Below are 12,770 nucleotides of genomic sequence, written 5' to 3' on the forward strand. Positions count from 1 at the left end.
ATACCATCACTCGGTATCGTCGCTCTTCGTCCCATGGATTCCGGCCTCCTCGAGTCGGTCCACCTCCTCGTCGGAATATCCCAATTTTCGTAGGACCGCACGGTTGTGCTCCCCGAGCGTCGGCGGAGGGTCACTGAATCCGCTCTCCGCATATTTGTATCGGAGCGGATGTTCGATCACGGGAATCGTTCCGAGTTTGGGATGGTCGATTTCGACGAGCGCGTCACGAGCCTCGACTTGCGGATTGTTGAGCGCTTCCTCGACGGTGAACACCGGTCCAGCAGGAACACCGGCGTCCTCAACCAGAATCTCGATCCACTTGTCGGTGCCCTTCGTCGAGAGTGTATCTTCGAGTTCCTCCTCGAGCGCACCCATGTTCTGTACCCGATCGGCGTTCGTTTCGAAACGCTCGTCGATCGGGAGATCCGGGCGATCCAACGCTTCACACAGTTCGTACCAGAGCTTCTGGTTCAGACACGCGATGTTGATGTAGCCGTCGGCCGTTCTGAAGGACTGATACGGTGCGAGCACCGGATCCCTCGTCCCCATTCGCTCGGGGGATTCGTCCGCAAACACCTTGCCTGCCTGTTTGGTGAGCCAGGGGAGAGTCGACTCGAGCATCCCGAGATCGATGTACTCACCCTCGCCCGTGGTCTCGCGCCTGTAAAGTGCGGTAACCGTTCCGAACGCGCCCCACATCGCCGTGATGAGGTCCGTCATCGGGAGTCCCACTTTCACGGGTTGTCGTCCCTCCTCTCCGGTCACACTCATTATCCCGCTCATTCCCTGTATCAGGAGGTCGTAGCCCGGACGCTCGCGCCAGGGGCCGGTCTGTCCGAACGCGGAGATGGCCAGATAGATGATGTCGTCGTTGTACTCGGAGATCGTCTCGTAATCGACATCGAGACGTTCGGCCGTCCCCGGACGATAGTTCTGAATAAACACGTCCGCCTCTTCGGCCAATTCATAGAGCGTTCGCTTCGCATCGTCGTTTTTCAGGTCCAGTTCGATGCTCCGTTTTCCGTAGTTCACCGTCCAGAAGTACGGCGATTCGCCGTTTATGAATGGGGGACCCGAATGGCGGTTATCGTCACCGATTTCAGGGCGTTCTATTTTGATGACTTCTGCACCTTGGTTTGCGAGCATCGCGGAGCAGAAGCCACCGGTTACAAACGTGGACAGATCGAGAACCGTAATTCCCTCTAGGATCCTCTTGTAAGTGGTCACGACTATATCGTATTATGATAGTGGCCGGGTATAGCATTTTCTATCACGAAACGATTATATTTACACGACGAGCTCTCGGGCCGTGGGAGGCGGCCTTCCGACCGAACAGCATGTGCATACACGTAGCCGTCATTGGCGGCTCAATGGCTACATTTGGCCGGCGGGACGCTCGCGGAAGCCGGCGAAGTATGCCCGCGAGACGATGGGAGTCTCCCACCGGTTGCCGATCAAATTTACGTCCCGGAAACGCCCCGACCACACTGTCAGCGTGAAAGTACGGACAACTCGACGTGGGTCGGGTGTTCCCGGTCGTGGTAGAGCGTGTTTTCGGCGACTTCGAACTTCCTCCCGTCGTACAGCTCTCCGCCCGTATTTCGGTTGACGTCGTACCGCGGGAAGTTCGAGGAGGAGATGTCGACTCGAATCCGGTGGCCTTCTTTGAACACGTTCGCGGTCGGATACAGTTCGAGTTCGTACTCGTACACCTCGCCCGGTTCGATGAGGGCTGGTTCCGTTCTGTGGCCGCGGTACCGTGCCCGACAGATCGAATCGGTGAGATTGAGGGCGAACCCGCCGGTGAAGTCCTCGGTCGGAGGATATTCGTCGATCAGCTTTGCGGTGAAATCCGTGTCCGGAGCCGTACTGGCGGCGTAGAGTCGTACCCGCACCGGGCCGGCGATTTCGAGGTCCGTTTCCAGCTTTTCCGTCCGAAATACCACGACATCGTCACGGCGTTCGAGCGGTCCGTACGGAGGGTCGGCACCGAAGGTGCTCGCTCGGGTTCGTTGATCGTACCCGCCGCTCCCCGTGATGTTCACGAGATAGCGCTCTTCGAGCGGGTATTCGAGGATCGACTCGTCGCGTTGCTCGTATGTGACATACGAAGAACAGTTGCCGCCGATAGTCGGAACCGGATCCCGAGGGTCGAACGAATACGTCGTTTGCGCCGATCGAACCGTCGGTTCCGTACGGGTAAGCGACCCATCGGGACGAGCGAAAAATCTCGTGGGCTGCGCGTCGGGGAGGGGCCACTCCTCCGCCGTGTCCCACTCCCCGCCGTGGAGGAGACGGTCATCGGCACATCGGGATCCGTCGCCCGTCCCCATACGGAAGTATTGAACCGGCGGTTCGTCCCACGTATCCCGTCCTTTGAGGTAGCGGTCGAAGAAACGCAACCTCGTCTCCTGATAGTCTCGAAACGACAGTTCCCCGAACTCGATCTCGCCGGAGTAGGTCTTGTTCCACGAGGAGAGCGGATACTCGTTCCAGCCGTGGGTCCACGGCCCCATGAGGAGGAACTGATCGGACGATTTCAGGTCCGAGAGGGCCTCGAAATTGTTGCAGGTGCCGATAGCATACGAATCGTACCACGCGCCGGAATACACGGTCGGAACGTCCGCCATCTCCTCGTAGTACGATTCGAAATTTATTCCGGGCGAGGACCACCGTTCGTCGCTTTCACTCCCCGTGGTGAGCATGTCGAACATCCACTCCTCGTATTCGGGTAGATGCCCGAGCGGAGACTGCCCTCGCTTGACGGGTGCTCCGGCCAGTATGTCACGGACGTCGACGTTCGCCAAGTGCTCTTGGAGCGCCGAGTCCCGGAGCGCCCGTTTGGCGAATCCGCCGCCCAGCGTGAACGCCCAACAGAGCCATCGGAGTTCGAACGCCCCGTGATGTCGAAGCGTCGCCTTCCGTCCGTTCGCCGGCCCCTGATTGACGAACATCGCTTCGAGATGCGGTGGGTCCTGCGTTGCGAGCGCACTCTGTACCCAAGCCCCGTACGACGACCCTATCGTCCCGACCAGACCGTTGCAGTACTCCTCGTTCGCGATCCACTCGACGGTGTCGTAGCCGTCTTCCGGTTCGTCGACGAACATCTCGAACGTCCCGCCGCTATTGAACCGCCCTCGACAGTCCTGGAGAACCACGACGTATCCACGCTTTGCGAACCACTCGCCGTGACGCGTCATCTCTCCCCGTTTGTTGTACGGAGTTCGGCTCAGAAGGGCCGGCTTTGGCTCGTCAACCACCGCACCGTTTTTTGCGGGTCGGTACACGTCGGTCGCCAATTCGACGCCGTCGCGCATCTCAACCATCACGTCCAGTTTCGCGTGAACCTCGAACGAGGGTTCAGAATCCATACGTATGGATGAGGTACAACTGTACTTAAAATATATCCACGATTTGCGGCGTTCCCCGTCGACCGAACGGGGGGTTTGCCGCTTTCGGGAAACGTCGATCGCTACAAAATTCCCGCGGGTGCAAAATACGGCCGATGGTGGTCACGCGAGAATCCGTTTCGGATTCTCGTACACTACCTGTCGGATCGTATCGACGCCGAGTCCCATGCGATACATTTCGAGAATCGTTCGCTTGAATGCGAACACGTCACTCCGGAGCACTCCCGCGCTATCGGTTTCGACGAGGATACGGTCAGGCCCGTACTCCGCAACCACCTCGGCGACGTGATGGGGCGAAACCCCGAGGAGCCACGGATAGCTGACCGTGAAACTCAGATAGCAATCCGTGTTCTCCAAGACGTACGGGGCGATCTTTTTGTCGGCGTGGGAGAGCACCATCCGATCGTCGGGGAGTCCCGCCTCGTCCTTCAGTTCGATATCCATCTCGATCGCCTCCCGTTTCGGATTCTCCGCGGTCAACACGGGTTCTTGCTGCAAAGCGAGTTCCAACTCGTATCCGGGAACGTCCCCACGGGTCCGGTCGGGGAACTCGACGTCCCTGAGATCGGCAGGCGTGTGCAGTATCGCCGAGAGGCCGTGATCGGCCGCCACTTCGAGTTGCCGTCTAGTGACCTCTTTTTGTTCTTCGAGGGACCATCCGGCGACGTGTTGTGACTCCGTGATCCCGATTTCGCCGACCGCCGCGACCTCGTCGAGGGCACAGTACTCGGGGAGCACCGCGAGGATTTCCTCGTAGTCATCCACGCGAGCGCCGGTATGAACGCCGACACCGATCTTCGCGTCGATCAGGTGCGACTGGCGGATCGATGAGAGTCGATTGAGCGCATCGTCCCAGAGATACCGGATATCGTCGGCCTCGACCGGTTTGTACGGCGTCCAATAGTACGCTGCCGCCATCATCACCATCGACTCGCATCCACTCAACGTGAACTTCTCGCGATCGTTCCACGACAGGGTGTGTGCGTGGTTGTGGATGTCGATCCACGGCATGCTGCTCAGTTCGGTCGGGACTATATCCTCGGCCTCGCTGTACTCCGCGTCCGTCGGACGCCGGGTCGGGTACGTTCCCATGGTTGCTTACCCAATGTAGCGGCACCCGTTTGTAAGTTCCCCGAGACCCTCGATGCCGACGGTCATCGTGTCCCCCTCCGAGAGAAGGACCCGTGGATCACGGAAGTAGCCGACGCCGTCGGGCGTTCCGGTGAATAGCACGTCGCCCGGAGACAGGGTGAACGCCCGACTGCAGAACGAAACGAGTTCCGCTATCGGGAAGATCAAATGTTTCGTGTTGGAGTCCTGTAACAGTTCGCCGTTAACCTCCGTCCAGATGTCGAGGTCGCCCACGTCGTCGATCTCGTCCGGGGTGATGAGATGCGGACCGATCGGTGCGAACGTATCCAGACTCTTCCCCCTGACCCACTGCTCATCGGCCAGTTGGAGATCGCGGGCGGAAACGTCGTTCCCGATGGTGTATCCCGCCACGTAGTCGAGGGCATCGTCCTCGCTCACGTTGCGCGCTCGTTCGCCGATTACGACCACCAGTTCGCCCTCGTAATCGACCGCCTCGGTCAGCTCCGGATCCCACTCGACCGGCTCGTCCGGCCCCACGATGGTCCGCGGGAATTTGGAGAACACCATCGGAGAATCCGGGGTGTCCTGATCGCCCTCCTCAGCGTGTTCCATGTAGTTCAGCCCGATGGCGACGACCTTCTCCGGTTCGGTGATCGGAGCCACCGGTACGACGGCGGAGTGGGAACGCATCGCATCTCCGGTCTCCTCGGCGTACGCGGTCGCGAATTCGACCTTCTCCCGCCAGTTCCACGTCTCGATGATTCCGCGGAGGTCGGACGGCAGCGTAACGCCCGACCGCCTGCCCGCTACGTTCAGGTCGACGATTCCGCCGTCGACGACGCTCCCTGCCCACGGCCGTTCGTCCTCGTTCGTTCGAAATTGTCCGAGTTTCATGCGTATCTAACTGTATTCGGTCCAACCTTCTCGGTCAGAACAACCCGATGTTGGCGGCGTACGCCCACGTTTCACCTCCGACGGCCAAGAGAATGAGCGTGCCTCCGAGCAAGCCGACGTTCTTCAGGAAGTGGTTCAACTCGTTCTGTCGGTCCTCGCCGGACTGATCCCAGAAGTCGTGGAACAACAGCGTCGCGACGATGAGGAACACCGCGAGAGCGCCCGCGGAGATCACCGGATAAATTCCGGCCATGATGCCGATGGATGCGAGGACCAGCACCACTCCCGACGAGATGACCGATAACGAGGGGGCGGGAATGTCCTTGTACTCCGAATATCCGACCCTGCCCTCGTAGTCGACGAAATGGTTGTATCCGTTATACAGAAACATTCCGCCGAGAAGCAGTCGCCCGGCCAACAGGAACTCACCTTCAAGCGCCATTCCCGACCACCGGTTGCGATTTTTTAGCATCTGATGCGCTCACCATTCGATTATTAATTGTGGACATCAAGCTACGTTATGAAGGATTGGGTTATAGCTGTTTGGAATCTTGCCATTTTCTCTGCAAGACGATCCCTGCACTGACATCGTCGATTTCGGAGACGTTGACAGAAATCCACTGGAGGACGAACGCAGCGGACGAACGGCCGAGTAATCGTGTATCGGAACCCGCCGTGAAGGGCCATCATCGGGATTAAGTATAGTGGCGGTTTTACTTAGCGACGATGCGAATAGGTTGTTACAGTTCGAACGGAACCGGCCAACCGTGGTGTGGTGCCCGCACCTCGGACGACGACGTAGTGGACCTCCACGCGGCAGGAAAGAAGGCGGGAGTCGAGATTCCGCGACGACTCCCCGAACTCCTCGAAACGTGGAACTGGAAGGAGAGAGCCTCCTTCGCCGTGGACTACGCGATGGAAAACGAGGTGGACTGCCACGCCATCGACGACCTCGAACGACACGCACCGATAGGAGACCCCCAAAAAGTCGTGTGCGTCGGATTGAACTACGAGGAACACGCCGAAGAAGGGGAGAACCCGATTCCGGACGAACCGGTGTTGTTCTCCAAGTTCCCGACGGCCGTTCGAGGTCCGGATGACGACATCACGTGGGATCCCGAGTACACGAATGAAGTGGATTACGAGGCCGAGTTAGTCGCCGTGATCGGTCGTCGAGCCAGGGATGTGAGTGCCGACGAGGCGCGGGACTACGTGGCGGGAATCACGGTGGGGAACGACGTCTCCGCCCGTGATCTACAGCACGGCGATGGACAATGGGTCAGGGGGAAGAGTCTGGATTCCTTCGCACCGACCGGGCCGGAACTGGTCACGCTGGACGAGATCGACGACGTGCACGACCTCGACATCTGGACGGAGATAGACGGGGAACGATTACAGGATTCGACGACGGCGAACCTCATCTTCGACATCGACGATCTCGTCTCGTTCTGCAGTCGGGCGTTTACGCTCGAACCGGGCGATCTGCTATTCACCGGAACGCCGCCGGGAGTCGGCGTGTATCGCGACCCGCAAGTCCTCCTCGACGACGGGACGAAGGTCACGGTCGGTGTCGAAGGGGTCGGAGAGCTAACGAACACGTGTCGGCACACCTGAATCGATCCGCGACGTGAGGTTATTCCTCCAGGTCAAAGACGTCCCGTGGATTTTCGAGGACGACTTGCCGGATATCGCTCTCATCGATCCCCATCCGATAGAGGTCGAAAATCGTCCGTTTTACGGAGAACGCGTCCGTCCGGAGGATATTCGCGCAGTCCGTTTCGACCAGAATTCGATCCGGCCCGTACTCGCGAATCGTCTCCGCCACGTCGGCGGCGGTCACACCGGTCAACCACGGATACCCGACGGTGAAACTCAGATAGCACTCCGTCTCCTCCATGAGGTAGTTCGCGTTGTTCGGATCCGCGTGTGAAGCGACGATCCGTTCTTCGGCCAGACCTGCCTCCCTGGCGGTTTGAACGTCGATCTTGACCGCTTCGAGTTCGGGATTATCTCCCGCGATGACGGGTGAGGATGCGAGGGACGCGTTCTTCTCGTATCCCGGCGTGCTGGCCCCGACTCGATAGGTCGGGCTATCACCGGTTCCCCGATTCGGGGTGTGGAGGATGATCGGGAGGTCGTGTTCGTCCGCGAGCTCCATCTGCGCCTGAACGACCGCCCGCTGTTCGTCTACACCCCATGACTCAACGTGCTGGGATGGAGTGATGCCGGTTTCACCGAGTGCCACGACTTCGTCGAGTCGGCAGTACTCGTCCATCGCGGCCAGCAACTCGTCGGGATTCTCGATTCGAACGCCGGTGTGAACGCCCACCGCGAGATTGGCTTCGAAGAAATGGTTGGTTTCGATCGCTCGGCGGCGATTGATCGCATCGTCCCACAGGAACCGGACGTCGTCAGCGACCACCGGTTTGTAGGGTGTCCAGTGGTACCCCGATGCGACCATCACCATCGACTGACAACCGGAAAGCGCGTACCGTTCGCGGTCCTCCCACGAGAGCGTCTGGGCGTGGTTGTGGCAGTCTATCCACGGGAGGTTGAGCAGGGACGAGGGTAAATCGACCGTCTCGTCGGAGAGATACTCCGCGTCGGTCGGCCGGCGAGTCGGATAGTCCGATGGCATACCGGAAGAAGACGCTCATCCCGCATGAAACTTTAGGAGGATCGGCTCACCACATCCGCTCGAAAACGGTTTCGACGCCCGACTGGGTCGCATCGAGATCGGTCGGACCGGCTTGCATAAACGGATCCTCGATGACCGCTCGTGCGAGGTCTTGGAAATCATCCCGTTCGGTCCCCTCGACCGAACGCAGCCGAGACGGTAAATCGAGCGCATCGCGGGTATCGACGACCGATTTCACGATCGCGGCCGCCGTCTCTTCGTCGGAATCGTCCGCATTCCGGACGTCGAACGCCTCCGCCAACAGATCGCGTCGTCCGTCGACCCGTTCGAAGAGGTAGCGGAGCACGTGCGGTGCCGCGATCGCGTGTGCGACCCCTTGCTGAACGTCGTAGTTCCGCGCTAGGGCGTGGCCGAACGAGTGGATGACGGAGGCTCGGTATGCGTTCGGGGTCGAAAGCCCGTACTGCGCCGCGGCGATACCCTGCAGAATTCGAGATAGCTCCGCCCGACTCGTCGAGCCGGTAGTGAGAGTCGGGAGGTTCTCGTACAGCAGTCGAACGCCGCGAACGGCCGTCCCATCCGTGAGGGGATTGTGGTGACGGGTGTACAGCATTTCGATCCCCTTGTCGAATCCGTTCATCGCGGAGCGAGCGAGGATGTGGTCGGGGGTCGTTTCGAACAGGTCCAAGTCGTGGAAGACCGCGGTCGGCATCAGACGACTGTCCGATACGCCGGCGCTGGGAATCTCGGATTTCGAACGTCCGTCCGGGTCCAAACTCAGCTTGACGCCCGCGACTTGCGAGAGATCGGCACCGGGTAAGGTCGTCGGCACGGCGAAGATATCCGGTAACGGGCGGTCCTGATCGGGAACGAGAACCGCCTCCCGATCCACAATCTCGGTAGCGACTTCGTCGAGGGGTCGGTCGTGCCCGGCGAGGACGCAGATCAGTTTGGCGGTGTCCAGGCTACTTCCGCCACCGACCGGGACGAGCGCATCGACGTCTTCCTCCTGAACCCGTATCGCACCGTCGTAGGCCGATTCGAGGTATTTTTCCGGTGTCACGCCATCGAAAACGCCGACGAGGGACTCCCCGAGACCCTCACGAATCGGCCCGATGACGGGATCGACGTCCCGCAAAGTGGCGTCCGTAACGAGTAGCGCCCGCGAGAGTCCCCGTCGTTCGAGTTCCGTCTCGAGATTTGCAACGACACCCGACCCGTGATGGATCGTAGCTGGTTGATACTCGAACGTATAACTATTACCGTTCATTGTACGTAGATATCAATGGACCACATAGGTATATAAGAGTACCTCCCACCCCGATTGGACGCCGAAACGAACCGGTATATCGGCGTCTGACACCGATTTTACCGTTCTGAGGCACCGATGACTACCGGTCAATCGGTACGGACTTCGTCGATGATCGTCGATTCATCGAGGAAGACGAAGTCGTTGTGTTTTGCATACGACGCCGCGTTGGATCGGGAGAGTGCGCCCCCCGTTTTGTCGTCGAGCATCTCGCAGACGACGACGGCCGGCGGAACGTCCGCCAACTCCGCGAGCGCGATGCCGAGTTCCGTGTGACCCCGCCTGTCCTCAAGGAGGTTCGGCGCGGCTTTGAGCGTATGTACGTGTCCGGGCGTGTCGAACTCCGCCGCGAAGTCGGTCGTTTCCGGATTCCGCGCCGCGTGACCGAGTTCGGAAATCGTCCGTGCTCTGTCGTTGTCGACGATACCGGTATACGTCTCCCGGTGGTTTACCGTCAGGGAAAACGAAGATCTGTCGTCGTAATCGATAGTGGTCTCGTTACCCGCCGGGTGCTCGATGAGCTCTTCCGCGAACGGGAGGCCGAACGTTTCAGCCACCTCGTGGGACAGGGCCACACAGATCAATCCGCCAGCGTCGTTTCGGAGTCGAGCGACGTTGGACGGCGTGACGGCGTGTGCCGGATACACGATGTCCACCTCGTTCTCCCGATCCGCTGCATCGTGAATCAAAACCGGGTCACCGGCTTGGAACGCTTCGATAGCGCTATCTAACCCGTTCACGGGCTCCCTTCGGCGATAGCTGTAACTATCGGGGAGCATGCTATCACTCAACATGATCGATCGACTCGGTCCGGTTTCTCGATATCCGATTCATAGATCGAACTCGTCGGCGTATATAATAAATATTCCCCCGATCCGGGATGTGGTACGACGGGGTGACTTCTCGAACGGGCGGAGATTTTATACTAACACCCCCCGATGTCTGTAACAATGGACTCGCTGTTTGCTCCATGGCGGATGCAATGGGTGACCCGGGATCGTCCGGCAGATGGTGACGACACGGAGTGTATTTTCTGCCGTCTTCCCGCGGGCGATGACGACCGCAAAAACAACATCGTGGCCCGTAGCGAGCACGCCTACGTTCTGCTGAACAATATGCCGTACAATCCGGGGCATACGATGATACTGCCGTACGAACACACGGGACGGTTCTACTCCCTCGATGAGGGTGCACTCGTCGATTACATGAAAACCGCACAGATGGTCATCGAGGTGATCGAGGAGGCGCTCTCCCCGAACGGGTTCAACATCGGGTTCAACGTCGGCGCAGCAGGGGGAGCGTCGGTGACCGATCATCTCCACATGCACATCATTCCACGGTGGGAGAGCGACACGTCGTTTCTGCCGCTCACGGCGAACACCGCGATCGTCGAAGAGGCGGTCGATGAAACCTACGAGCGGCTTCATGACGGTCTGATCGATCTCACTTCGACGAACGCGCGTGGCGAAAACGAAGCCGTGGAGATAACACACGAATAACCCACGCGGCGGGGGGAGAATGAGTAGCCGGACGGTCACGGGGTTCGGTGGGGCTAAACCTCGGTGTCCCCGGATTGGATTCGAATTTTGAAGGCTGTCCCATCGGAGAGGCCGAACCGCTCCCGAAGGTTGACGGGAGAGATCAGTTCGATGGTGGACGTATCGTAGTCGGTGCGGTGGGGGAGAACGAAATGGAGGGGAACCGAGTCCGTACTCCCGGGAACGACGGCAGGATAGCAGTCGACGGCACCAAACGAGCGGCCATCCGCTTCCCAGCCGTCGAGACGCGTCGGGTCGAGACGCGCCAATCGTTCTCGAACCGGGGCATCCAGTTCGAGATTCAAGGTACCTGGATGCGGTTCGTACCCTAACTCTCGCTCGAACTGATGGGCGTAGCCCTCCATCGCGACGAATTTCTTTCCCCTCCCGAAGCCACTGGTCACGATTCCTCGTACTGTGAATGTCATTTGTCGGTTGCGTGAGTGATCCATAATCGACGACGTACGGGTCATTGCGGAGCCCACTCGGTTCTATTCGAGCGCGGATCGTAGATCCCCGGCGATATCCGCGAGTGCGTTCTCCGACGGGTCGAATTCGAACGGTTGGGCAGCCATCTGAACGAAGGCGTGTATGACGTCTTCGTAGTGGTAATGGGATACATCGACACCGGCCGCTTCCAGCCGATCAGCGTACGCGATGGCCTCATCGCGGAGCGGGTCGAACCCACCCGTTACGATCGTCGCAGGGGGGAGGTCCCCGAGATCAGCGGCGAGAAGCGGTGACGCGTACACGTTCATCTCGTCGATGGGATGCTCGAAGTAGTGATCGTCGAACCACGTCAAATCCTCCTTCGTGATGAAGTATCCCTCCCCGTTTTCGTCGACCGAGTTCCAGTTCAGGTGATGTGAGACGGGAGGATAGAGCAGGACCTGATGCTCGATGGACGGACCGTCCCGGTCCCGTGCCATCATCGCGACGACCGCCGCGAGGTTTCCACCCGCAGAGTCACCTGTTACAGCGAGACGATCGGTGTCGAGGCCGTATTCGCCCCCGTTCGCAGCGACCCACTCGGTAGCTGCGTACGCGTCTTCGACGGCCGCTGGGAAGGGGTTCTCCGGAGCGAGTCTGTAGTCGACCGCGACGACAGCCACCTCGGTGGTGTTCGTCAGTCTCCGACAGAGTTCGTCGTGGCTATCGAGTCCGCCGGAGACGAATCCGCCGCCGTGGAAAAACATCGTCACCGGAAACGGCTGTTCGCCCTCGGGTAGGTAGATTCGGATGGGCAGATCGCCGCCCGGACCATCGATCGTTTCGTCGAGGACCTCCCCGACGGGTTCGGGGTCCTCGACGGCGAAAACCCCGGACGTAATCCCTCGCACTTCCTCGACCGGAAGTTCGTGGAACGCCGGTGCGTCTTCGGTCTCTGCCATGAAAGCTTTTAACTGCGGATGTGGCTCTTGTGCACGCATCACATAAGGAAGTGTTCTCCCACGATATATAACTTCAGGTGTATCACGCCGAAAGTGAGGCCGAAACCTCGATGGTGTAGCCGTCGGGGTCCGACAGAAGGGCCATTCGACGTCCCCAATCGACGTCCATCGGCCCCGTTCGAACGACGTCTCCCGCCTCCGAGGCGCGTTCGCATACGGCGTCCACGTCGTCCGGAGTCCCGACATCGAGGGCGACGATGACCCCCTTTCCTCTATCGTCACCGGGGTCGTCCAATCCGAACGCGTCAAGCACCTCGGGGTCGAAATCCTCTTCGAGCACGAGGGTCCCTTCACCCGTTGTGAACTCCACGTTCCCCTCTTCGACCCGATCGGTCTCCAGACCGACGATGTCCTCGTAGAACGCCGTCGATGCAGTCAGATCCGTTACCATTAACAGCGACTGATGAAGCGATGGTAGCATACGATCCACACTTCCCG

The 12,770-nt window shown here is 59.6% G+C and carries 13 protein-coding genes; 2 read left to right on the forward strand and 11 right to left on the reverse strand.

Annotation, left to right across the window (positions count from 1 at the left end):
• Positions 1-6: 6 nt before the first annotated feature.
• From ACGYLY_RS24820 to ACGYLY_RS24840, 5 genes are all read right to left on the reverse strand, one after another.
• The gene (locus ACGYLY_RS24820) at positions 7-1,233 is read right to left on the reverse strand and encodes a CaiB/BaiF CoA transferase family protein (protein ID WP_395285667.1); all 1,227 of its coding nucleotides are present in this window, start codon (positions 1,231-1,233) and stop codon (positions 7-9) included.
• Positions 1,234-1,490: 257 nt separating this feature from the next.
• Positions 1,491-3,371, reverse strand: a complete 1,881-nt coding sequence (locus ACGYLY_RS24825; RefSeq protein WP_395285452.1) for a CocE/NonD family hydrolase — start codon at positions 3,369-3,371, stop codon at positions 1,491-1,493.
• A gap of 141 nt (positions 3,372-3,512) precedes the next feature.
• Entirely contained in the window at positions 3,513-4,502 is a 990-nt protein-coding gene (locus tag ACGYLY_RS24830) for a TatD family hydrolase (RefSeq protein ID WP_395285453.1), read from the reverse strand.
• 6 nt (positions 4,503-4,508) lie between these two features.
• Positions 4,509-5,396, reverse strand: a complete 888-nt coding sequence (locus ACGYLY_RS24835; protein WP_395285454.1) for a fumarylacetoacetate hydrolase family protein — start codon at positions 5,394-5,396, stop codon at positions 4,509-4,511.
• A gap of 34 nt (positions 5,397-5,430) precedes the next feature.
• A complete protein-coding gene (locus ACGYLY_RS24840; protein ID WP_395285455.1) occupies positions 5,431-5,838 on the reverse strand; it encodes a DoxX family protein in 408 nt (135 codons plus the stop codon).
• Positions 5,839-6,122: 284 nt separating this feature from the next.
• Between ACGYLY_RS24840 and ACGYLY_RS24845 the strand changes: the two genes are divergently transcribed.
• The gene (locus tag ACGYLY_RS24845; protein WP_395285456.1) at positions 6,123-7,010 is read left to right on the forward strand and encodes a fumarylacetoacetate hydrolase family protein; all 888 of its coding nucleotides are present in this window, start codon (positions 6,123-6,125) and stop codon (positions 7,008-7,010) included.
• Between the two features lie 19 nt (positions 7,011-7,029).
• Here ACGYLY_RS24845 and ACGYLY_RS24850 read toward each other — a convergent pair whose 3' ends face one another.
• The 3 genes from ACGYLY_RS24850 to ribB all read right to left on the reverse strand — a co-directional run bounded on the left by ACGYLY_RS24850 (position 7,030) and on the right by ribB (position 10,122).
• Complete coding sequence (locus tag ACGYLY_RS24850) at positions 7,030-8,034, reverse strand: TatD family hydrolase (protein WP_395285457.1); 1,005 nt, start codon at positions 8,032-8,034, stop codon at positions 7,030-7,032.
• A 46-nt stretch (positions 8,035-8,080) separates the two neighbouring features.
• On the reverse strand, positions 8,081-9,304 hold the full coding sequence (locus tag ACGYLY_RS24855; RefSeq protein ID WP_395285458.1) for an iron-containing alcohol dehydrogenase family protein: 1,224 nt from the start codon (positions 9,302-9,304) through the stop codon (positions 8,081-8,083).
• 128 nt (positions 9,305-9,432) lie between these two features.
• On the reverse strand, positions 9,433-10,122 hold the full coding sequence (gene ribB, locus ACGYLY_RS24860; protein ID WP_395285668.1) for a 3,4-dihydroxy-2-butanone-4-phosphate synthase: 690 nt from the start codon (positions 10,120-10,122) through the stop codon (positions 9,433-9,435).
• A gap of 171 nt (positions 10,123-10,293) precedes the next feature.
• On the opposite strand from ribB, the gene ACGYLY_RS24865 reads away from it, so the two are divergent.
• Positions 10,294-10,842 (forward strand): HIT family protein, encoded by a 549-nt coding sequence (locus tag ACGYLY_RS24865; RefSeq protein WP_231187650.1) that lies wholly within the window; start codon positions 10,294-10,296, stop codon positions 10,840-10,842.
• Positions 10,843-10,895: 53 nt separating this feature from the next.
• Here the strand turns inward: ACGYLY_RS24865 and ACGYLY_RS24870 are convergent, their stop codons facing one another.
• From ACGYLY_RS24870 to ACGYLY_RS24880, 3 genes are all read right to left on the reverse strand, one after another.
• A complete protein-coding gene (locus ACGYLY_RS24870) occupies positions 10,896-11,285 on the reverse strand; it encodes a DUF120 domain-containing protein (protein ID WP_395285459.1) in 390 nt (129 codons plus the stop codon).
• Positions 11,286-11,372: 87 nt separating this feature from the next.
• Positions 11,373-12,272, reverse strand: a complete 900-nt coding sequence (locus ACGYLY_RS24875) for an alpha/beta hydrolase (protein ID WP_395285460.1) — start codon at positions 12,270-12,272, stop codon at positions 11,373-11,375.
• 82 nt (positions 12,273-12,354) lie between these two features.
• Entirely contained in the window at positions 12,355-12,753 is a 399-nt protein-coding gene (locus ACGYLY_RS24880; protein ID WP_395285461.1) for a VOC family protein, read from the reverse strand.
• Positions 12,754-12,770 lie beyond the last annotated feature (17 nt).

Source organism: Haladaptatus sp. CMAA 1909, from assembly GCF_043952005.1.
Classification (GTDB): Archaea; Halobacteriota; Halobacteria; order Halobacteriales; family Haladaptataceae; genus Haladaptatus.

Coding starts and splice junctions, on each gene's coding strand:
- ACGYLY_RS24825 (WP_395285452.1), bottom strand. CDS start 3,371: ATGGATTCTGAACCCTCGTTCGAGGTTCACGCGAAACTGGACGTGATG.
- ACGYLY_RS24830 (WP_395285453.1), bottom strand. CDS start 4,502: ATGGGAACGTACCCGACCCGGCGTCCGACGGACGCGGAGTACAGCGAG.
- ACGYLY_RS24835 (WP_395285454.1), bottom strand. CDS start 5,396: ATGAAACTCGGACAATTTCGAACGAACGAGGACGAACGGCCGTGGGCA.
- ACGYLY_RS24840 (WP_395285455.1), bottom strand. CDS start 5,838: ATGGCGCTTGAAGGTGAGTTCCTGTTGGCCGGGCGACTGCTTCTCGGC.
- ACGYLY_RS24845 (WP_395285456.1), top strand. CDS start 6,123: ATGCGAATAGGTTGTTACAGTTCGAACGGAACCGGCCAACCGTGGTGT.
- ACGYLY_RS24850 (WP_395285457.1), bottom strand. CDS start 8,034: ATGCCATCGGACTATCCGACTCGCCGGCCGACCGACGCGGAGTATCTC.
- ACGYLY_RS24855 (WP_395285458.1), bottom strand. CDS start 9,304: ATGAACGGTAATAGTTATACGTTCGAGTATCAACCAGCTACGATCCAT.
- ribB (WP_395285668.1), bottom strand. CDS start 10,122: ATGCTCCCCGATAGTTACAGCTATCGCCGAAGGGAGCCCGTGAACGGG.
- ACGYLY_RS24865 (WP_231187650.1), top strand. CDS start 10,294: ATGGACTCGCTGTTTGCTCCATGGCGGATGCAATGGGTGACCCGGGAT.
- ACGYLY_RS24875 (WP_395285460.1), bottom strand. CDS start 12,272: ATGGCAGAGACCGAAGACGCACCGGCGTTCCACGAACTTCCGGTCGAG.
- ACGYLY_RS24880 (WP_395285461.1), bottom strand. CDS start 12,753: ATGCTACCATCGCTTCATCAGTCGCTGTTAATGGTAACGGATCTGACT.